Here is an 18,841-nt window from a genome sequence, read left to right on the forward strand (position 1 = left end):
ACCGCCTGCGCGTAATGATACGATTTTCTTATACTTTCCGGCGCAATATTGATCCAGGTTACTCCCAAAGTATGATGAATCACTAAAATCGTCATACTTTCCTGTCGCTGAGATCGCTGTCTTGTCTATTATCCGCCTCACCCTGCTGGCGCTGGTCGCCTGCGCCCCTCTGCTGGCTCAGGCCACGCCGCACCAGCTCACCACCGCCTGGCCGGTTAACGTCGGTCCGCTGAATCCGCATCTCTATACGCCCAACCAGATGTTTGCCCAAAGCATGGTCTATGAACCGCTGGTGAAGTATCAGGCTGACGGCAGCGTACAGCCCTGGCTGGCGACCCGTTGGCGTCACGCCGCCGATGGCAAAACCTGGTGGTTCACCCTGCGCGACGATGTGACGTTCTCCAATGGCGAACCGTTTAACGCCCAGGCCGCGGCGGCCAATTTCCAGGCGGTGCTGGCCAACCGCCAACGCCATGCCTGGCTTGAGCTCGCCAACCAGATCACCGACGTGCGGGCGCTCAGCGCCACTGAGTTGCAGATCACCCTGAAAAGCGCCTACGCGCCCTTACTCCAAGAGCTGGCCCTGCCCCGTCCGTTCCGCTTTATCGCCCCCTCGCAGTTTATCGATGGCGGCACTGCCAGGGGCATAAAAGCCCCGATCGGCACCGGACCGTGGCGGCTGGCAAGCTCGCAGCTCAATCAGCGCGATGTGCTGGTACGCAATGAGCGCTACTGGGGTAGCAAACCGGCACTGCAGCAAATCACCATCAAGGTGATCCCCGATGCCACCAGCCGGGCGGTGGCGTTCGAAACCGGGGAAATCGACATGCTGTACGGTGACGAAGGGCTGCTGCCGCTGGATACCTTCGAACGCTTTCGTCATCACCCCGGCTACGTGGCTCGTCTGTCCGCCCCGGTGGAAACGGTGATGCTGGCGCTGAACGCCAGCCAGGGCCCGACCCGCGAGCAGGCGGTTCGCGAGGCGCTCAACTACGCCGTCGATAAACAGACCCTCGTCGATAGCGTGTTGTATGGCACCCAGCAGGTTGCCGACACTCTGTTTGCCCCCTCGGTCCCCTACGCGCCGCAGGATCTGACGCCGCGCCGTTACGACCCGGCAAAAGCCCGCGCCCTGCTGGAGCAGGCTGGCTGGCAGCAGCCGGATGGCCAGCCCTGGCGACAAAAATCCGGGCAACCGCTGGCGATTGAGCTGGCGTTTATCGGCACCGATGCGCTGGCCAAATCGATGGCCGAAATTATTCAGGCCAATCTGCGGCAGGTTGGCGTCCAGGTCACCCTGGTGGGTGAGGAGGAGAGCAGCATCTACGCGCGCCAGCGCGAAGGCCGCTTCGGCATGATCTTCAATCGCACCTGGGGCGCGCCCTACGATCCGCATGCTTTTTTAAGCTCGATGCGCGTGCCGTCGCATGCGGATTACCAGGCCCAGCGAGGGCTGCCGGACAAGGCGCTGATTGATAAAGAGATTAGTGAGGTGCTGACCACAAGGGACGAAGCACAGCGGAGAAAACTGTACCACGATGTGCTGACCCGCCTGCATCAGGACGCGGTGTATCTGCCCATCAGCTATGTCTCGCTGATGTCGGTTGCGCACCAGAAGGTCGGGGAGATGCCGTTCGCCCCGGTGACCACCGAGATCCCTTTCGATCAGATTAACCCGGTAACGCCATAATGCTACGCTATATTTTACGCCGCCTGCTGCTGCTGATCCCGCTGCTGCTCGCCGCCTCCGCCATCATCTTTCTGCTGCTTCGGCTCGGCACCGGCGACCCGGCGCTGGATTATTTACGCCTGTCGAACCTGCCGCCCACTGAAGAGATGGTTGCCTCGACCCGCGAGCTGCTGGGGCTCAACCAGCCGCTCGCTATGCAATATCTGCACTGGCTGTGGCGGGCGCTGCACCTGGATTTCGGTCTCTCCTATGCCACCCAGCGTCCGGTCCTGGATGACCTGCTGCACTTCCTGCCTGCCACCCTGCTGCTCACCGGCGCGGCGCTGGCGCTGATCCTCGTCACTTCCCTGCCGCTGGGCATCTGGGCGGCGCGCCATCGCGATCGCCTGCCGGACTATGTCGTACGGTTGATTGCTTTTCTCGGCGTCTCAATGCCGAACTTCTGGCTGGCCTTTCTGCTGGTGATGCTCTTTTCCGTGCATCTGCAGTGGCTCCCGGCGATGGGGTATGGCGACTGGCAGCACCTGATATTGCCCGCCGTCTCCATCGCCTTTATGTCGTTGGCGATCAACGCCCGCCTGCTGCGCGCCAGCATGCTGGACGCTTCCAGCCAGCGTCACGTGATGTGGGCGCGCCTGCGCGGATTAAGCGATCGCCAGGTGGAACGGCGGCATATCCTGCGCAACGCCACCTTGCCGGTGGTGACCGCCATGGGCATGCACATTGGCGAGCTGATCGGCGGCACCATGATTATCGAAAATATCTTTGCCTGGCCCGGTGTTGGCCGCTACGCGGTTTCCGCCATTTTCAATCGCGATTACCCGGTGATCCAGTGCTTTACCCTGATGATGGTGACGGTGTTCGTGCTGGCCAATCTGGCGGTGGATGTGCTTAACGCGGCGCTCGACCCGCGCCTGCGCCGCCACGAGGAGGTGAGCGCATGAGATGGCTACGAAGTTTTCGCTGGCCGGTAAAACTGGCCATGCTGGTTATCGCGCTGTTGGCAGTCATCGCTATCGGCAGCGGCTGGTGGCTGCCCTGGGATCCAGCGGCGATTGACCTTCAGCAGCGGCTGCTGCCGCCGGGTGAAGCGCACTGGCTTGGCACCGATCATCTCGGCCGGGATATTTTCTCACGCCTGCTGGCCGCCACCCGCGTTTCGCTGGGGGCGGTGATGGCTTGTCTGCTGCTGGTGCTGCTGATCGGTCTGGCGGTCGGCGGCAGCGCCGGGCTGCTGGGCGGCCGTGCCGACCGCGGCCTGATGCGCCTCGCCGAACTGTTTATGACCTTTCCGACCTCGATCCTGTCTTTCTTTATGGTGGGGGTGCTGGGTACCGGGTTGACCAACGTGATCCTCGCCATTGCGCTGTCGCACTGGGCCTGGTATGCCAGAATGGTGCGTAACCTGGTGGTTTCCCTGCGCCAGCGCGAATTTATCCTCGCCGCCCGACTGAGCGGCGCCAGCCAGTGGCGGCTGTTCAGCGACCATCTGGCCGGGGCGGTGATCCCCTCGCTGCTGGTGCTCGCCTCGCTGGATATCGGCCATATGATGCTTCACGTGGCCGGCATGTCGTTCCTCGGTCTCGGCGTCAGCGCGCCGACGGCGGAATGGGGGGTAATGATCAACGACGCCCGACAGTATATCTGGACCCAGCCGCTGCAAATGGTCTGGCCGGGGCTGGCGCTGTTCATCAGCGTGATGGCTTTTAACCTGCTGGGCGACGCGCTGCGCGATCGTCTCGATCCCCACCTGATCGCGGAGCATAGCCACTGATGCCGCAGAAGATCCAACTGGAACAGATCTCGCTTGCCGCTGACCGACCGCTGGTCAGCGACGTTTCCTTCACCCTGCGCCGCGGGCAGGTGCTGGCGCTGCTCGGCAGCAGTGGCTGCGGAAAATCGCTGACCTGCGCCGCCGCGCTGGGCATGTTGCCGCCTGGCGTCAGGCAAACCGCCGGCCGGGTGCTGCTCGACGGCATTCCGGTGCACGGCGAACAACTGCGCGGCTCGACTATTGCCACCATCATGCAAAACCCACGCAGCGCCTTTAATCCACTGCAGACCATGGCCGCGCACGCCCGGGAAACCTGCCGGGCAGCGGGTCGTGAAACAAATGACGCCGTGCTGCTGGCAGCGATGGAGGAGGTCGGTCTGGACAATCCGCGGGCGTTGCTGAAGCGCTACCCCTTTGAGATGAGCGGCGGCATGCTGCAGCGGATGATGGTCGCTCTCGCCCTGCTCAGCCGCGCGCCCTTTATCATCGCCGACGAGCCGACGACCGATCTCGATGCCATCGCCCAGGCGCGCATTCTCGATCTGCTGGCGGATATCGTCGCCAGGCGCGGTCTGGGGCTGCTGCTGGTGACGCATGATATGGGCGTCGTGGCGCGGCTGGCGCATCACGTGACGGTCATGGAGAACGGTCGCCTCGTTGAACACTGCGATGTGAATACGCTATTCAGTGCCCCGCGGCACCCGCTCAGCCAGCGCCTGCTGGCCGCGCATCTGGCGCTGTACGGGCTGGAGAAAACACCATGAATTTACTCAGCGCTACCGGGGTGAGTCACGATTATCCCCACCACGGCAGGGTCCTGCACGAGATCCAACTCGCCATCGCTCCCGGCGAAACGGTGGCCCTGCTCGGACGCAGCGGCTGTGGGAAAAGCACCCTGGCGCGGATGCTGGTGGGTCTGGAAACGCCGCAGCACGGCGATATTGCCTGGCGCGGCACGCCGCTGCCCGCCCTGAAGGGCGAGGCCGTCAGCGCCTTCCGTCGTGACATTCAGCTGGTGTTTCAGGATGCCTTTAGCGCGGTGAATCCGCGCAAAACGGTGCGCGAGATCGTCAGCGAGCCGCTACGCCATCTGTTACGCTTGTCGCGTGAGGCGCGTGCGCGGCGGGTGGAAGAGATGCTGCTGGCCGTCGACCTCGCGCCGTCGCTGCTCGATAAGCGCCCGGCGCAGCTCAGCGGCGGACAACTGCAGCGCGTCTGCCTGGCACGCGCCCTGGCGGTGCGGCCGCAGCTGTTGATCCTGGATGAAGCGGTTTCGAATCTTGATCTGCTGCTGCAGGCGGAAATTATCGCCCTGCTGAAGCGCCTGCAGGCGCAGTTTGACACCGCCTGCCTGTTTATCACCCACGACCTGCGGCTGGTCGAGCGCTTTTGCCAGCGAGTGCTGGTGATGGAGCACGGGCGCATCGTCGAAACCGCGACGGTCAGCTTACCGCTGCGCCTGCACTCCCCTGCCGGTCAGGCGCTGCAGCGCGCGGTGCTGCCACCTTTTCCTGCCACTCTGCTAAACGAGGCCATGCCATGCAGCGCGTAACCCTGACCCTTGATGATGATCTGCTGGCCGCCCTCGATGCGCTCAGCGCCCGCCGTGGCTACCACAATCGCTCGGAGGCGGTACGCGATATTCTGCGCGACGCCCTCAACCAGGATCCTGCGTCGCCGGAATCACGGCGCGGATATGCCGTCCTGTCGTATGTGTATGAACATGAGAAACGCGAACTGGCGAGCCGGCTGGTGGCCACCCAGCATCATCATCACGATCTCTCCGTCGCCACGCTGCATGTACATATCAGTCATGACGACTGCCTGGAGATTGCGGTGCTGAAAGGAGACATGGCCGAAGTACAGCATTTTGCCGACGACGTGATTGCCCAGCGCGGCGTGCGCCATGGGCATTTGCAGTGTTTAGCGGATGAAAATTAAAACGATGGCGAGCTGCTGCAGACTGTTTTAAGCCTGTTTGAGACGTTCATTGAGCGTCTCGAGGATCCAGGTATTTACGGAAACCTGTTCCTCCGCAGCGGCGGAGCTAAGACGCTCACCAAATGACTCAGGATAGCGCAGCGTGAAGGTTTTCAGCTTTTCCGGGTGAGCATAAGGCTCAATCCCCGCTTCATGACAATCTGCGAGATATTCCTGTAATGATATCTCGCCCTCCTGTTGTAACCCTTGAATGCTATCGGAAACAAAATCGCAATATCCTGATAATCCCAGGAACTTACCACGGAATGCATTGAGCTCAGGCACGTAATTGATAACGGCAGGCTGGCCGGCAATCTCCATTGAGTTTGGCGTTTTAGGTTTGATCATGGTTTTACCCCTATAGTGATTAACCAATCGCGCACGCTCTCCACGGCGCCTTTGTCGGTATCCGGCGAAGGGTGAGGCCTGTGAAAGCTGGCAATGCTGTGGTTCAACAAAAATTTACAGCGCGAGCCGCGTCCTTCTTTAATCTCCCCGCCCAACGCTTTAATTAGCGATTCAATGTCGGCCCATTTAATGCCCTGTGGGACAGGGATTTTAAACAGTTGCTCCAGCGTGTGGCGCTGTTTATTACGTAAAGATAAAACCTGCTGGTCCATCGCCCTGCCCCATGACTTCATCCATTGAAGTCAAGCTAATGATAGCACAAGATGAAGTCAAGCCGTATCCTGATGAACTTTGTTTATCAACAGTTGATAAACCACATAAACTATACGCTTTGTTAATTATCCCTCTTCGCCAATAATGGCGCCTCATTTAACGATCTCGTTATGGCGAGGCTCCTGCATAAATACAAGTTACCGCCCTGTTGGTATCGAGAGAGACCACTCAGGGAAATACAGGCTTCCATCGAATCAAGGTGTTGCCAAGGTAACTTCTGGCGGTCATGACCGTTCAGATACGTTATGCAGTGCTAAAACCAGGACGTAGGGATCTGCCTGCGCTAACCCTGTCTTGTTCGCCCCTATGAGTGATTTTTTATAGGGATTTTAATCATGTCTTCCATTCAACTCTGCGCCGCCCATCAGGCGACCTCTGGCTTCGACGGCGATGCGATCGCCCAGTACATGCGTACCGATTTTATTACGCTGCAGGAACATCTCAGCGTCCATGAGGCGCGCGAACACTTTATCTCCCAGCTGGACAGCGATGATATTCCCGGCCAGGTGTTTGTCGTCGCCGGCAGGAAACTGCGCGGCAGCCTGTCGGTCAAAAAGCTCCTGCAGGAAGGGGATGTCGGGCAGTCTATCCGCTACCTGATGGACAGCTGCCTGTTTCGCGTCAAACCTGACGACGAGCGCCCGCAGGTGATTGCCGAGCTCAGCGAGCGCGGCCTCGACCTGGTACCGGTTGTCGATAAAGGCGAGCTGGTCGGCTGCCTGATGGAAAAGGAGATCGCCCATCTGCTGGAGGATGACGTCACCGAAGACGCCCAGCTGCAGGGGGCGACGCTACCGCTGGAAAAACCGTATCTGGAAATCAGTCCGTGGACGCTGTGGAAGAAGCGCTCGGTGTGGCTGCTGCTGCTGTTCGTGGCCGAAGCCTATACCAGCAGCGTGCTGCAGCATTTCGAAGAGGCGCTGGAATCGGCCATCGCGCTGGCCTTCTTTATACCACTCTTGATCGGCACTGGCGGCAACAGCGGAACGCAAATCACCTCGACGCTGGTACGCTCGATGGCACTGGGGGAAGTGCGGCTGCGCGATATGGGGCGGGTGATCCGCAAAGAGGTGTCGACCTCGTTTCTGATTGCCGTGACCCTGGGGCTGGCGGGCTGCCTGCGCGCCTGGATGATGGGGATAGGCATGGAAATCACGCTGATCGTCAGCCTGACGCTGGTATGTATTACCCTGTGGAGCGCGATTGTCTCGTCGATCATTCCGATGGTGCTTAAGCGGATCGGCATCGACCCGGCGGTGGTTTCCGCGCCGTTTATCGCTACGCTGATTGATGGCACCGGGCTGATTATCTATTTCAAAATCGCCCAGTATTTTCTTGGGTTGAACTGATCAAGTAGGCCCGGGCGCCAGAGTGCCCGGGCACGTTAATTAGGCTTCCACCAGCGCCTGCGCGCAGGCCCAGGCGCTTGACCACGCCCACTGGAAGTTATACCCCCCGAGCCAGCCGGTGACGTCCATCACTTCGCCGATAAAGTAGAGACCCGGCGCCTTACGCGCCTCCATGGTACGTGATGAGAGTTCGTTAGTGTCGACGCCGCCGAGCGTCACTTCCGCCGTCCGATAGCCTTCGGTGCCGTTCGGCTGCACGCGCCAGGCGGTTAACGTCTCCACCAGCGACTGCTGATCGCGAACGTTCAGTTGCTTCAGTGTCACATCAGGTATCTGCCCAAGCTGCTGTAAACATTCGACCAGCCGCTTCGGCAGCTGCATCGCCAGGGTGTTCTTCAGACTTTGGTTGGGATGCGCGCTGCGCTGCTCGTTCAGGAATTCGTCAAGATGACAGTCCGGCAGCAGATTGACGGTGACGAACTCGCCGGGCTGCCAGTAGCTGGAAATCTGCAGCACCGCCGGCCCGGAAAGGCCGCGATGGGTAAACAGCAGATTTTCGCGGAACAGGGTGCCATCCTCGGCGGTAATGGTAGAAGGCACTGAGACGCCGGAGAGCACCTGCAGCTGCTCGAGCAGCGGCTTATGCAGGGTAAACGGCACCAGCCCGGCGCGGGTCGGCAGCACCTTCAGGCCGAACTGCTCGGCCACCTTGTAGCCAAACGGCGAGGCGCCGAGCCCCGGCATCGACAGACCGCCGGAGGCAATCACCAGCTTTTTGGTCATCAGCGTTTCGCCGTTCACCTGTAGCCGGTAGCCTTGTTCATCTCGCTCGACGCTGAGGATTTCGCTGCGCAGGCGGATCTGCACGTCGCCCTTTTCGCATTCCGCGAGCAGCAGATTGACGATCTGCTCCGCCGAATCATCGCAAAACAGCTGGCCGAGGGTCTTCTCATGCCAGGCGATGCCATATTTGCCGACCAGCTCGATAAAATCCCACTGGGTATAGCGCGCCAGCGCAGATTTGCAAAAATGCGGGTTTTGGCTCAAATAGGCCGCCGGCTCAACATACATGTTGGTAAAGTTGCAGCGGCCGCCGCCGGACATCAGAATTTTTCGTCCCGGCTTTTTGCCATTATCGAGCAGCAGGACGCGGCAGCCCAACTGCCCTGCCTGCGCTGCACAAAACATTCCCGCCGCACCGGCGCCGATCACAATGGCATCAAACCTTTCCACTCAACTTTCCTCATTCCCCAATTGTCGGGAATTGTAAATATTTCACTCTGGTCGCACCAGCACGATAAAAACAGCATTCAGTTACGTCTTTGAAAGATATAGGATTACTCTCAACCGGGTAGAAACCAGACAGGAAGAAAATCAAAAAAAGTCTATATTTCACTTTGCCCGCGCCGCTAAAGTCACTGATAATGCGCCGCGTTCATGTCCTCAAAATGGCGTAACGTCCTATGCTACATTTATTTGCCGGTCTGGATTTACATACCGGACTATTATTATTGCTTGCTTTAGCTTTTGTACTGTTTTACGAAGCGATTAACGGTTTCCATGATACCGCAAACGCGGTGGCTACGGTTATCTACACTCGCGCAATGCGGTCGCAGCTCGCTGTGGCGATGGCGGCGCTCTTCAACTTTTTCGGCGTTCTGCTGGGCGGTCTCAGCGTAGCCTATGCCATTGTGCATATGCTGCCGACCGATCTGCTGCTTAACATGGGTTCCGCGCATGGCCTCGCCATGGTGTTCTCAATGCTGCTGGCGGCGATCATCTGGAACCTCGGCACCTGGTATTTCGGCCTCCCGGCCTCCAGTTCTCACACCCTGATTGGCGCCATCATCGGTATTGGTTTAACCAATGCGCTGATGACCGGTACTTCAGTGGTTGATGCGCTGAATATCCCGAAAGTGATTGGTATTTTTGCTTCGCTTATCATCTCGCCGATCGTCGGTCTGGTGATTGCGGGCGGCCTGATTTTCATTCTCCGTCGCTACTGGAGCGGTACCAAGAAACGCGCGCGTATTCACCTGACCCCCGCAGAGCGTGAAAAGAAAGACGGTAAGAAAAAACCGCCGTTCTGGACCCGTATCGCCCTGATCCTGTCCGCTATCGGCGTGTCGTTCTCCCATGGCGCCAACGATGGGCAGAAAGGCATTGGTCTGGTGATGCTGGTGCTGATTGGCGTCGCCCCGGCGGGCTTCGTGGTGAATATGAACGCCTCCGGTTACGAAATCACCCGTACCCGCGATGCGGTCAACAACGTGGAAACCTTCTTCCAGCAGCGCCCTGACCTGCTGAAGAAAGCCACCGGCGTTGACCAGTTGGTTCCGTCTCCGGATACCAATACCGCGGCCAACGGTGAGTTTCATTGCCATCCAGCAAATACCATCAACGCGCTTGACCGCGTGAAGACTATGCTGACCGGCGTTGAAACCTACGATTCACTGTCACCGGATCAGCGCGGTCAGCTGCGTCGCATTATGCTCTGCATCTCCGACACCACCGATAAAGTGGCGAAGCTGCCGGACGTCAGCAATGACGACCAGCGTCTGCTGAAGAAACTGAAAACCGATATGCTGAGCACCATCGAGTACGCGCCAATCTGGATTATTATGGCGGTCGCGCTGGCGTTAGGTATCGGCACCATGATCGGCTGGCGCCGCGTGGCGACCACTATCGGTGAGAAAATTGGTAAGAAGGGCATGACCTACGCACAAGGTATGTCGGCTCAGATGACCGCGGCGGTTTCTATCGGCCTGGCGAGCTACACCGGGATGCCGGTTTCCACCACCCACGTGCTCTCCTCCTCGGTGGCGGGGACAATGCTGGTGGATGGCGGTGGTCTGCAGAAAAAGACCGTAACCAGCATCCTGATGGCCTGGGTGTTGACCCTTCCGGCAGCCATTATCCTTTCAGGTGTCCTTTACTGGCTCTCCCTGAAACTGATTTAAACGGCATTCGATCAAAACGGGTCAGCTTGCTGGCCCGTTTTTTTTATCCCGAAGATGTCGTTAGTGCCAGATTATCAGCGCAATCATACTCACCAGCACCAGGCCGCACAGCGCGCTGGTCAGGATAAACTGCCGGCGAACACGTTCACAGCGACGAATAAATTCATCATCGTGATGGTCACGGTAACGCTGGGCATAGATATACCAGACCAGCCGCATTTGTTTACTGGGCTGCCCATGCGAGGTAAAAAAACCACCGCCATCAACATACTGATAGAGCAAGGGATCGCAACCACGTAGCACCACCAATAATGCACGCAACGATGAGAAGTAGCGTGCCATATTCACCACACAAACGACACACAGGGCCCAAAACAGCGCAATAGTGCTGATCATACCTCCTCCCCGGCGACCCGCCCACGGAGAAATCCTCCGCGGCTACCGCTCCCCAAATAACCCACGACGATACCGTAAAGAGTGCGATTCCGATCACATTTATTTTTCCGACCGGCTCATTAAATAGTGTAGGAGATCCATTAATTTTTTTACCACAAGGTTATTCGTTATCAATACGTAAGACGGATAAATTTGTTTAACTTTTAGGTGAACCCAGTGCATTGACGGAGTGCGGGGGGCGCTATAAGGTAGGAAATATCTTCTACAATGAAGTCCTTAAAGGCTACCCTCCCGCGAATGTAGCACGCAGGACGCGGGCGAAACGGCAGCGCCATCTGCCAGGTCCAATGGTCATCGACAAACTTATGGAAGGAGTAACACTATGGCTTACAAACATATTCTTATTGCAGTAGACCTGTCCCCGGAGAGTAAAGTACTGGTTGAAAAAGCCGTTTCTATGGCCCGCCCGTATAACGCGAAAGTGTCCCTGATCCACGTGGATGTGAATTACTCCGACCTCTACACCGGGCTGATTGACGTTAACCTCGGCGACATGCAAAAACGCATCTCCGAAGAGACCCATCACGCGCTGACCGAGCTCTCGACCAACGCGGGCTACCCGATCACCGAGACCCTGAGCGGCAGCGGCGACCTGGGTCAGGTGCTGGTCGATGCGATCAAAAAATATGATATGGATCTGGTGGTCTGCGGCCACCATCAGGACTTCTGGAGCAAGCTGATGTCCTCTGCCCGCCAGTTGATCAACACCGTCCATGTCGACATGCTGATCGTTCCGCTGCGCGACGAAGAAGACGAATAACCTTCGCTTTTTCCACACCCAAGACGCCCGCCGATGCGGGCGTTTTTTATTTCAGTCCGCCGCCGCCCACAACAGAGCTTCAATCCATAAACAAGCCATTCAATTAGTGTGATCAACCAGTTATTCGCCAAAACATCTATATAATAATCTATTCATTAAGCCAATAACCGCAGCATGGCGAGTTATCAGACATTTTCAGCGCGTTCTGGCATACGCGTTCATACTTTTTGGGAAAGTAAAACAAGGCGAAGGAATATGAATACAACTGCACCTACGGGCTTGCTGCAGCAACCTCGTCCGTTCTTCATGATCTTCTTTGTGGAGCTCTGGGAACGTTTTGGCTATTACGGCGTTCAGGGGATCCTGGCGGTCTTCTTTGTCAAACAGCTGGGCTTCTCTCAGGAACAGGCCTTTATCACCTTCGGCGCCTTCGCGGCGCTGGTTTACGGGCTGATCTCCATTGGCGGCTACGTGGGCGACCATCTGCTGGGGACCAAACGCACGCTGGTGCTCGGCGCGATTGTGCTGGCGATCGGCTACTTTATGACCGGGATGTCGCTGCTGAAACCGCAGCTGATCTTTATCGCCCTCGGCACCATCGCCGTCGGCAACGGCTTGTTTAAAGCCAACCCGGCGAGCCTGTTGTCAAAATGCTATCCACCGAAGGACGCCCGTCTCGACGGGGCGTTTACCCTGTTTTATATGTCGATAAACATCGGTTCACTGCTGTCGCTCTCGCTGGCGCCGGTGATCGCGGAAAAGTTTGGCTATGCCGTGACCTACAACCTGTGCGGCGCGGGACTGATTATCGCGCTGCTGGTCTACGTCGCCTGCCGCGGGATGGTGAAAGATATCGGCTCCGAGCCGGATCACCGTCCCCTCAGCCTGCGCAATCTGGCGCTGGTGCTGGCCGGTACCGTAGTGATGATTTTTCTCTGCGCCTGGCTGATGCATAACGTGATGGTCGCCAACCTGGTGCTGATTGTCCTGTCGGTCGTGGTCATTGCGTTCTTTTTCCGCGAAGCGTTTCGCCTCGATAAAACCGGGCGCAACAAAATGTTCGTCGCCTTTATCCTGATGATCGAGGCGGTGTTGTTCTACATTCTGTATGCCCAGATGCCGACCTCGCTGAACTTCTTCGCCATCAACAACGTCCATCATGAGATCCTGGGCTTTACCATCAACCCCGTCAGCTTCCAGGCGCTCAATCCCTTCTGGGTGGTGGTTGCAAGTCCGGTGCTGGCGGCGATCTACACCCATCTCGGTCACAAAGGGAAAGACCTGACCATGCCGGTGAAGTTTACCCTCGGGATGTTGCTCTGCGCGCTGGGCTTCCTGACCGCCGCGGCCGCCGGGATGTGGTTCGCCGACGCCCAGGGATTAACCTCGCCGTGGTTTATTGTGCTGGTCTATCTGTTCCAGAGCCTGGGCGAACTGCTGATCAGCGCCCTGGGGCTGGCGATGGTTGCCGCACTGGTGCCGCAGCATCTGATGGGCTTTATTCTGGGGATGTGGTTTCTGACCCAGGCCGCCGCGTTCCTGCTGGGCGGCTATGTGGCGACCTTTACCGCGGTGCCGGAAAACATCACCGACCCGCTGCAGACGCTGCCGGTCTATACCGATGTGTTCAGTAAAATTGGCCTCGTGACGCTGGCGGTCACGGTGGTGATGGCGCTGATGGTGCCGTGGTTGAACCGGATGATTAATACCCCGGCTGGCGCCGAGTAACCGCTTAGGATGGCCGATCCGCACTGGCGCCGTTTGTTCAGATATTGCGGTTCCCGGCTTGCGCTACGCTGAGCCGGGCGACAATTCGGTAGCCCGGATAAGGCGCATTGCGCCGCTATCCGGGAGATACCACCACGGCGTAATATTACTCCGGCGTACCGGTGTAAATATCAAACCGATGCCCTTTGGTCACTACCGCGTTCGGCGTGGCGACCTCCGCCAGCGGCGGCGCATAATCCGGGCGCTTTACCACCACCCGTTTGGTCGCCAGCTGGCGCGCCGGGGCCAACAGGCCATCGGCGTCTAAATCGGGCCCCACCAGCGACTGAAAGACGCGCATCTCTTTCTTCACCAGCGCGCTTTTCTGCTTATGCGGGAACATCGGATCGAGGTACACCACCTGCGGACGCGGGGTAATATCGGTCAGTGCATTGAGGCTGGAGGCGTGGATCAGCTGCAAGCGCTCCTGCAGCCAACCGCCAATTTCCGCATCGGCATAGCCGCGCGTCAGGCCATCGTCGAGCAGTGCGGCGACCACCGGATTACGCTCCAGCATTCGCACGCGGCAACCGACCGACGCCAGCACGAAGGCATCGCGTCCCAGCCCGGCGGTGGCGTCGACGACATCCGGCAGGTAATCGCCTTTAATGCCCACCGCTTTGGCGACCGCTTCACCGCGGCCGCCGCCAAACTTGCGCCGGTGGGCCATCGCCCCGCCGACAAAGTCGACGAAGATGCCGCCAAGTTTGGGCTCATCGCGCTTACGCAGCTCCAGATGCTCCGTCGTCAGCACCAGCGCCATCAGGTTATCGTCATCCTGCTCCAGCCCCCAGCGGGCGGCTAAAACAGATAAGGCGCCGTCTCCGGCGCCTGTTTCATCAATTAAGCAGATCTTCACCGCAGACTTAACCCTTGATCCCGTAGTGCTCCAGCATCGCGTCCAGCTGCGGCTCACGCCCGCGGAAGCGTTTGAACAGCACCATCGGCTCTTCGGAACCGCCACGGCTCAGGATATTGTCGAGGAACGACTGACCGGTTTCGCGGTTGAAAATCCCCTCTTCTTCGAAGCGTGAGAAGGCGTCCGCCGCCAGCACGTCGGCCCACAGGTAGCTGTAGTAGCCCGCCGCGTAGCCGCCCGCGAAGATGTGGCTGAAGGCGTGCGGGAAGCGGCCCCAGGTTGGGCCCGGCACCACAGCGACCTGCTTTTTAATCTCGGCCAGAGTCTCAAGAATTTTCGCCCCCTGCTCCGGCTTGTACTCCGCGTGCAGGCGGAAATCGAACAGGCCGAACTCCAGCTGGCGCAGAATAAACATCGCCGCCTGGTAGTTTTTCGCCGCCAGCATTTTCTCCAGCAGCTCCTGCGGCAGCGGTTCACCGGTTTCATAATGGCCGGAGATGAACGCCAGCGCTTCCGGCTCCCAACACCAGTTTTCCATAAACTGGCTCGGCAGCTCGACGGCATCCCATGGCACCCCGCTGATGCCGGAAACGCCGGCGGTATCAATGCGGGTCAGCATGTGGTGCAGACCATGGCCAAACTCGTGGAACAGGGTGATCACTTCATCGTGGGTGAACAGCGCCGGTTTGCCGTTGACCGGGCGGTTGAAGTTACAGGTCAGGTAAGCGACCGGTTTCTGCAGGGAACCATCCAGTTTACGCATCTGGCCGACGCAATCGTCCATCCACGCCCCGCCGCGCTTATGTTCACGGGCATACAGGTCAAGATAGAAGCTGCCGCGCAGCTCGTTATTTTCGTCATACAGCTCGAAGAAACGCACTTCCGGATGCCACACATCGACATCGGTACGCTCTTTGGCAGTAATGCCGTAAATGCGCTTAACCACTTCGAACAGGCCGTTAACGGCTTTGTTTTCCGGGAAATAGGGGCGCAGCTGCTCATCGCTGATGCTGTAGAGATGCTGTTTCTGTTTTTCGCTGTAGTAGGCGATGTCCCACGGCTGCAGTTCATCAACGCCAAACTCGGCTTTGGCGAAGGCGCGCAGCTGGGCCAGCTCTTTTTCGCCCTGCGGACGGGCGCGTTTGGCCAGGTCGGTGAGGAAGTCGAGCACCTGCTGGGGATCCTCCGCCATTTTGGTGGCGAGGGATTTAAACGCATAGCTGTCAAAGCCCAGCAGTTGCGCCAGCTCGTGGCGCAGGGCGAGGATCTCCGCCATCACCGGGCTGTTATCCCATTTCCCGGCGTTCGGGCCCTGATCGGAGGCACGCGTGGAGTAGGCACGGTACATCTCTTCGCGCAGCGCCTGGTTGTCGCAGTAGGTCATCACCGGGAGGTAGCTCGGGATATCCAGGGTCAGCAGATACCCTTCCTGCTCTTTCGCCTGGGCCTGAGCCTGAGCGGCGGCCAGCGCGCTTTCCGGCATGCCGGCCAGATCGGCGACGTCGGTCACCAGCTTGTTCCAGCCCATGGTGGCGTCGAGGACGTTGTTACTGTACTGGTTGCCCAGCTCAGAGAGGCGCGCGGCGATTTCACCGTAGCGTTTCTGCGCCTCCGGCGGCAGGCCAATACCGGATAATTCAAAATCGCGCAGCGCGTTGTCGACCGCTTTTTTCTGCGCGGTATTCAGCGTGGCGTAGTTATCGCCATCGCGCAGGTCGCGGTAGGCTTTATACAGGCCTTCGTGCTGACCGACCCAGGTGCTGTACTCGGAGAGCAGCGGCAGGGTCTGTTCGTAAGCTTCACGCAGTTCCGGGCTGTTTTTTACCGAATTCAGATGGCTGACTGGCGAGAAGATGCGTCCCAGCACATCGTCCACTTCCGCCAGCGGCTGGCAAAGATTTTCCCAGCTATACGGCGCGCCGTGCGCCACCGCGCTTTCCACCGCGGCCCGGCAATCATCCAGCGCTTTGGTGACCGCAGGGACCACGTGTTCCGGTTTGATCGCAGAAAAAGGCGGCAGGGAAAAAGGCGTCAGTAATGGATTGGTCATATGCGCTGTCCTGTTGAAAAGGGTGAATGAAGCGCGCGTCCGGCGCTTATGCATGAGATCTAGAATGGGGGATAGTTGGGGGAATTTCAATGACGGGCGGTGCGTCATCCTGGGTATTGCTGCGATAAGTCCGCCCGTTGCGGGAAAAGGCCGACACGCGGTGCAGCGTGCCGGAAACCGCATTAATGCCTTTTTTGCGCCATCTCCCAGGCCGCCGACAGATTCAACCGCTGCCAGAATTGTTGTTCGGGGGTGGCGCCGGAAAGGGGGTAACCCGCCGGCAGCGCGGTGTTGACCATCAACGCCCGACGCTGGGCCGCTGACAGCTGCGGCAGGGCAGCCTCCAGTAACACTTCCGCCCCCTCAGGCACCTGCAGACGCGGCTGCGGCCCCTTCTGCTGCGGCAGATCGTAGGTCATGGTGAAACGAGAGAAATCACGCATCGCCGGATCGCGCCAGGGATCGTCTTTCACGCTGCTCTTCGCGCACTCAGCAAGCGATGTGCCGCAGGCTTTCGCCAGCGCGGCGCGCAGCTGATCGCGGGCTTCGTTAAATAATACCCGGTAGTGCGGATCGTTAAGATAGTGGGCTACGTTGCGCTCAGCCACCATCCGCGAGCCGATCACGTCCAGCGGATAGTGGACGCCCAGCACGATGCGCGAGTAGCCATAGCGGGCGCCGCGCGCCACCAGCGCGTCGTAGCGCTCCGGGATCATCGCCGCCAGCAGCAGCGCATCGGTATAGCCGGTGTTGGTGTGGCCGCTGGGGAACGAGCCGCCGTCGGCGGTATAGGGCTGGTTATCCTTCACCACCACGTCGTCCGGCACCAGGTGAATGGTGTTGCCCTGAACCAGAAACGGCCGCGGATTGTTGAAGTGCTTTTTCGCCTCGCCGGTGCTGACTTCCGAGGCTTTGATCAATGCTGCCGCTTTCCCCAGCGCGCCCTGGTCATAGGCGGTCAGAAACGCTTTGCCCAGCCGCGGCCCCAGCGCATCGCTGAGGAAGTAGAGGTAGCTAATCCCTTCCGCATCGGCCAGCGCCTGACGGCGTGTCGTCTGCACGGCATCGCGATTGATGCTAGTCACCGTCGCCAGATTCTGCTTCACGACGGTCTCCGGCAGGGTGCTGAACGCCGACAACAGCGCAATACCCGCCTGCTGGTTGGCCCGGGTCTGGAAGTCATAGCCGCTGGCCTTCAGCCAGGCGGTATCGGCCTGAGTTTTGTTTTGTTTCGTGTGCGCCAGCCGATCGCGGGTCAGCGTGGCGGCATCCCCCTGCAGAGCATGACGTAGCTGCGTCAGCGCCTGTTGCTCAAGATCGTCATACGCCTGGCTGGAGGCCGCCGGCGTCACGCTATTGGCGAGGGCCGCCGCCCTGTCCAGCGGGATGTCTTTGGCCAGAACCGGTTGCGCCAGCAGCAGCGCGACGGCCAGCAGTGAGAGTTGCCTTTTCATTATTTTTCCTTTTATTCAAATAATTACCTTGCCTGTACCCGACGCTAGCGCGGCCGTTTGACGTTTTTATGACAGCGTTATGTTTTGCAACGCTTTTGGCACAAATGAAACAGCACGGCGGCGCAGCGGTAATCTCGGCCGATCTGCGGTAAACTATCGGTTAACTTGTTTACTTCCCGGAATCTCTGTATCCATGCTCAGTTATCGCCACAGCTTTCACGCAGGCAACCACGCCGACGTCCTCAAACACACTGTTCAGAGCCTGATCATCGAAGCGCTGAAAGAGAAAGAAAAACCGTTTCTCTACCTGGACACCCACGCTGGCGCGGGCCGCTATCAGCTGAGCGGCGAGCACGCCGAGCGTACCGGCGAGTATCTCGAAGGCATCGCCCGCATCTGGCAGCAGGACGACCTGCCGGCAGAGCTGGAGCCGTATATTTCCGTGGTCGAACACTTCAACCGTAATGGCCAGCTGCGCTACTACCCGGGCTCTCCGCTGATCGCCCGCCAGCTGCTGCGCGAGCAGGACAGCCTGCAGATGACCGAGCTGCACCCGAGCGACTTCCCGCTGCTGCGCGCCGAGTTCCAGAAAGACAGCCGCGCGCGCGTCGATAAAGCCGATGGCTACCAGCAGCTGAAAGCCAAACTGCCGCCGGTTTCACGCCGTGGTCTGATTCTGATCGACCCGCCGTATGAAATTAAAACCGACTATCAGGCGGTGGTGACCGGGATCCACGAAGGCTACAAACGCTTCGCCACCGGCACCTACGCCCTGTGGTATCCGGTAGTGCTGCGCGCACAGATCAAACGCATGATCAAAGAGTTAGAAGCCACCGGCATTCGCAAAATTCTGCAAATCGAGCTGGCGGTGCGTCCGGACAGCGACCAGCGCGGCATGACCGCCTCCGGGATGATCGTCATCAACCCGCCGTGGAAGCTGGAGCAGCAGATGAACAATGTGCTGCCGTGGCTGCACAGCAAGCTGGTTCCGGCCGGCACCGGCCACGCCACCGTCAGTTGGATCGTACCGGAGTAATCGCAACCATCGGTGGAACCTTTTA

At 59.0% G+C, this 18,841-nt stretch carries 18 protein-coding genes and 1 riboswitch; of the genes, 11 read left to right on the forward strand and 7 right to left on the reverse strand.

All coding sequences use genetic code 11. The annotated features are described in order from the left end of the window. The first annotated feature begins 121 nt into the window (after positions 1-121). The 6 genes from nikA to nikR are packed head-to-tail and all read left to right on the forward strand — an operon-like array spanning position 122 to position 5,405. Entirely contained in the window at positions 122-1,690 is a 1,569-nt protein-coding gene (gene nikA, locus CWM53_RS23590) for a nickel ABC transporter substrate-binding protein (protein ID WP_100729728.1), read from the forward strand. Next, positions 1,690-2,634, forward strand: a complete 945-nt coding sequence (gene nikB, locus CWM53_RS23595) for a nickel ABC transporter permease subunit NikB (protein ID WP_061153052.1) — start codon at positions 1,690-1,692, stop codon at positions 2,632-2,634. Before nikA ends, nikB begins: the two co-directional genes overlap by 1 nt. Then, positions 2,631-3,464, forward strand: a complete 834-nt coding sequence (gene nikC / locus CWM53_RS23600) for a nickel ABC transporter permease subunit NikC (RefSeq protein ID WP_074387016.1) — start codon at positions 2,631-2,633, stop codon at positions 3,462-3,464. The genes nikB and nikC overlap by 4 nt, the downstream gene beginning before the upstream one ends. Beyond that, the gene (locus CWM53_RS23605; protein ID WP_023340796.1) at positions 3,464-4,228 is read left to right on the forward strand and encodes a nickel import ATP-binding protein NikD; all 765 of its coding nucleotides are present in this window, start codon (positions 3,464-3,466) and stop codon (positions 4,226-4,228) included. The genes nikC and CWM53_RS23605 overlap by 1 nt, the downstream gene beginning before the upstream one ends. After that, complete coding sequence (gene nikE / locus CWM53_RS23610; RefSeq protein ID WP_100729727.1) at positions 4,225-5,016, forward strand: nickel import ATP-binding protein NikE; 792 nt, start codon at positions 4,225-4,227, stop codon at positions 5,014-5,016. Before CWM53_RS23605 ends, nikE begins: the two co-directional genes overlap by 4 nt. Further along, positions 5,004-5,405 carry a nickel-responsive transcriptional regulator NikR gene (nikR, locus tag CWM53_RS23615; RefSeq protein ID WP_048330886.1) on the forward strand — a complete coding sequence of 134 codons (402 nt, stop codon included), beginning with the start codon at positions 5,004-5,006 and terminating at the stop codon, positions 5,403-5,405. Before nikE ends, nikR begins: the two co-directional genes overlap by 13 nt. A gap of 27 nt (positions 5,406-5,432) precedes the next feature. Here the strand turns inward: nikR and CWM53_RS23620 are convergent, their stop codons facing one another. Both CWM53_RS23620 and CWM53_RS23625 read right to left on the reverse strand, forming a co-directional pair. Then, complete coding sequence (locus tag CWM53_RS23620) at positions 5,433-5,792, reverse strand: type II toxin-antitoxin system HicB family antitoxin (protein ID WP_022066422.1); 360 nt, start codon at positions 5,790-5,792, stop codon at positions 5,433-5,435. Further along, on the reverse strand, positions 5,789-6,064 hold the full coding sequence (locus CWM53_RS23625) for a type II toxin-antitoxin system HicA family toxin (protein ID WP_074387014.1): 276 nt from the start codon (positions 6,062-6,064) through the stop codon (positions 5,789-5,791). The genes CWM53_RS23620 and CWM53_RS23625 overlap by 4 nt, the downstream gene beginning before the upstream one ends. Positions 6,065-6,222: 158 nt before the next feature. Then, positions 6,223-6,404: riboswitch (M-box (ykoK) riboswitch) on the forward strand. 56 nt (positions 6,405-6,460) lie between these two features. On the opposite strand from CWM53_RS23625, the gene CWM53_RS23630 reads away from it, so the two are divergent. Further along, positions 6,461-7,474 (forward strand): magnesium transporter, encoded by a 1,014-nt coding sequence (locus CWM53_RS23630; protein WP_074387013.1) that lies wholly within the window; start codon positions 6,461-6,463, stop codon positions 7,472-7,474. Between the two features lie 39 nt (positions 7,475-7,513). Here CWM53_RS23630 and CWM53_RS23635 read toward each other — a convergent pair whose 3' ends face one another. Beyond that, entirely contained in the window at positions 7,514-8,707 is a 1,194-nt protein-coding gene (locus CWM53_RS23635; protein ID WP_074387012.1) for an NAD(P)/FAD-dependent oxidoreductase, read from the reverse strand. A 230-nt stretch (positions 8,708-8,937) separates the two neighbouring features. Here CWM53_RS23635 and pitA point away from each other — a divergent pair, with 230 nt between their 5' ends. Further along, on the forward strand, positions 8,938-10,434 hold the full coding sequence (gene pitA, locus CWM53_RS23640) for an inorganic phosphate transporter PitA (RefSeq protein WP_061153045.1): 1,497 nt from the start codon (positions 8,938-8,940) through the stop codon (positions 10,432-10,434). Between the two features lie 60 nt (positions 10,435-10,494). Here the strand turns inward: pitA and uspB are convergent, their stop codons facing one another. Beyond that, entirely contained in the window at positions 10,495-10,830 is a 336-nt protein-coding gene (uspB, locus tag CWM53_RS23645; RefSeq protein ID WP_061153044.1) for a universal stress protein UspB, read from the reverse strand. Positions 10,831-11,212: 382 nt separating this feature from the next. On the opposite strand from uspB, the gene uspA reads away from it, so the two are divergent. Both uspA and dtpB read left to right on the forward strand, forming a co-directional pair. Continuing rightward, positions 11,213-11,650 carry a universal stress protein UspA gene (gene uspA, locus CWM53_RS23650; protein WP_004145166.1) on the forward strand — a complete coding sequence of 146 codons (438 nt, stop codon included), beginning with the start codon at positions 11,213-11,215 and terminating at the stop codon, positions 11,648-11,650. Between the two features lie 255 nt (positions 11,651-11,905). Then, positions 11,906-13,378: a dipeptide/tripeptide permease DtpB gene (dtpB, locus tag CWM53_RS23655; RefSeq protein WP_074387011.1), complete on the forward strand. Its 1,473-nt coding sequence runs from the start codon at positions 11,906-11,908 to the stop codon at positions 13,376-13,378. A 145-nt stretch (positions 13,379-13,523) separates the two neighbouring features. Here the strand turns inward: dtpB and rsmJ are convergent, their stop codons facing one another. The 3 genes from rsmJ to CWM53_RS23670 all read right to left on the reverse strand — a co-directional run bounded on the left by rsmJ (position 13,524) and on the right by CWM53_RS23670 (position 17,780). Beyond that, the gene (gene rsmJ, locus CWM53_RS23660; RefSeq protein ID WP_100680930.1) at positions 13,524-14,276 is read right to left on the reverse strand and encodes a 16S rRNA (guanine(1516)-N(2))-methyltransferase RsmJ; all 753 of its coding nucleotides are present in this window, start codon (positions 14,274-14,276) and stop codon (positions 13,524-13,526) included. 7 nt (positions 14,277-14,283) lie between these two features. Next, a complete protein-coding gene (gene prlC, locus CWM53_RS23665) occupies positions 14,284-16,326 on the reverse strand; it encodes an oligopeptidase A (protein WP_032733902.1) in 2,043 nt (680 codons plus the stop codon). A 182-nt stretch (positions 16,327-16,508) separates the two neighbouring features. Beyond that, positions 16,509-17,780 (reverse strand): acid phosphatase, encoded by a 1,272-nt coding sequence (locus CWM53_RS23670; RefSeq protein WP_032731403.1) that lies wholly within the window; start codon positions 17,778-17,780, stop codon positions 16,509-16,511. Between the two features lie 193 nt (positions 17,781-17,973). On the opposite strand from CWM53_RS23670, the gene CWM53_RS23675 reads away from it, so the two are divergent. Then, positions 17,974-18,816, forward strand: a complete 843-nt coding sequence (locus tag CWM53_RS23675) for a 23S rRNA (adenine(2030)-N(6))-methyltransferase RlmJ (RefSeq protein ID WP_008806933.1) — start codon at positions 17,974-17,976, stop codon at positions 18,814-18,816. Positions 18,817-18,841: the final 25 nt, after the last annotated feature.

It is taken from the genome of Klebsiella sp. A-Nf5 (assembly GCF_002810545.1).
Taxonomy (GTDB): domain Bacteria; phylum Pseudomonadota; class Gammaproteobacteria; order Enterobacterales; family Enterobacteriaceae; genus Klebsiella; species Klebsiella variicola.

Coding starts and splice junctions, on each gene's coding strand:
- CWM53_RS23605 (WP_023340796.1), top strand. CDS start 3,464: ATGCCGCAGAAGATCCAACTGGAACAGATCTCGCTTGCCGCTGACCGA.
- CWM53_RS23620 (WP_022066422.1), bottom strand. CDS start 5,792: ATGATCAAACCTAAAACGCCAAACTCAATGGAGATTGCCGGCCAGCCT.
- pitA (WP_061153045.1), top strand. CDS start 8,938: ATGCTACATTTATTTGCCGGTCTGGATTTACATACCGGACTATTATTA.
- CWM53_RS23630 (WP_074387013.1), top strand. CDS start 6,461: ATGTCTTCCATTCAACTCTGCGCCGCCCATCAGGCGACCTCTGGCTTC.
- dtpB (WP_074387011.1), top strand. CDS start 11,906: ATGAATACAACTGCACCTACGGGCTTGCTGCAGCAACCTCGTCCGTTC.
- nikC (WP_074387016.1), top strand. CDS start 2,631: ATGAGATGGCTACGAAGTTTTCGCTGGCCGGTAAAACTGGCCATGCTG.
- nikB (WP_061153052.1), top strand. CDS start 1,690: ATGCTACGCTATATTTTACGCCGCCTGCTGCTGCTGATCCCGCTGCTG.
- prlC (WP_032733902.1), bottom strand. CDS start 16,326: ATGACCAATCCATTACTGACGCCTTTTTCCCTGCCGCCTTTTTCTGCG.
- uspB (WP_061153044.1), bottom strand. CDS start 10,830: ATGATCAGCACTATTGCGCTGTTTTGGGCCCTGTGTGTCGTTTGTGTG.
- CWM53_RS23675 (WP_008806933.1), top strand. CDS start 17,974: ATGCTCAGTTATCGCCACAGCTTTCACGCAGGCAACCACGCCGACGTC.
- nikE (WP_100729727.1), top strand. CDS start 4,225: ATGAATTTACTCAGCGCTACCGGGGTGAGTCACGATTATCCCCACCAC.
- uspA (WP_004145166.1), top strand. CDS start 11,213: ATGGCTTACAAACATATTCTTATTGCAGTAGACCTGTCCCCGGAGAGT.
- nikR (WP_048330886.1), top strand. CDS start 5,004: ATGCAGCGCGTAACCCTGACCCTTGATGATGATCTGCTGGCCGCCCTC.
- CWM53_RS23625 (WP_074387014.1), bottom strand. CDS start 6,064: ATGGACCAGCAGGTTTTATCTTTACGTAATAAACAGCGCCACACGCTG.
- CWM53_RS23670 (WP_032731403.1), bottom strand. CDS start 17,780: ATGAAAAGGCAACTCTCACTGCTGGCCGTCGCGCTGCTGCTGGCGCAA.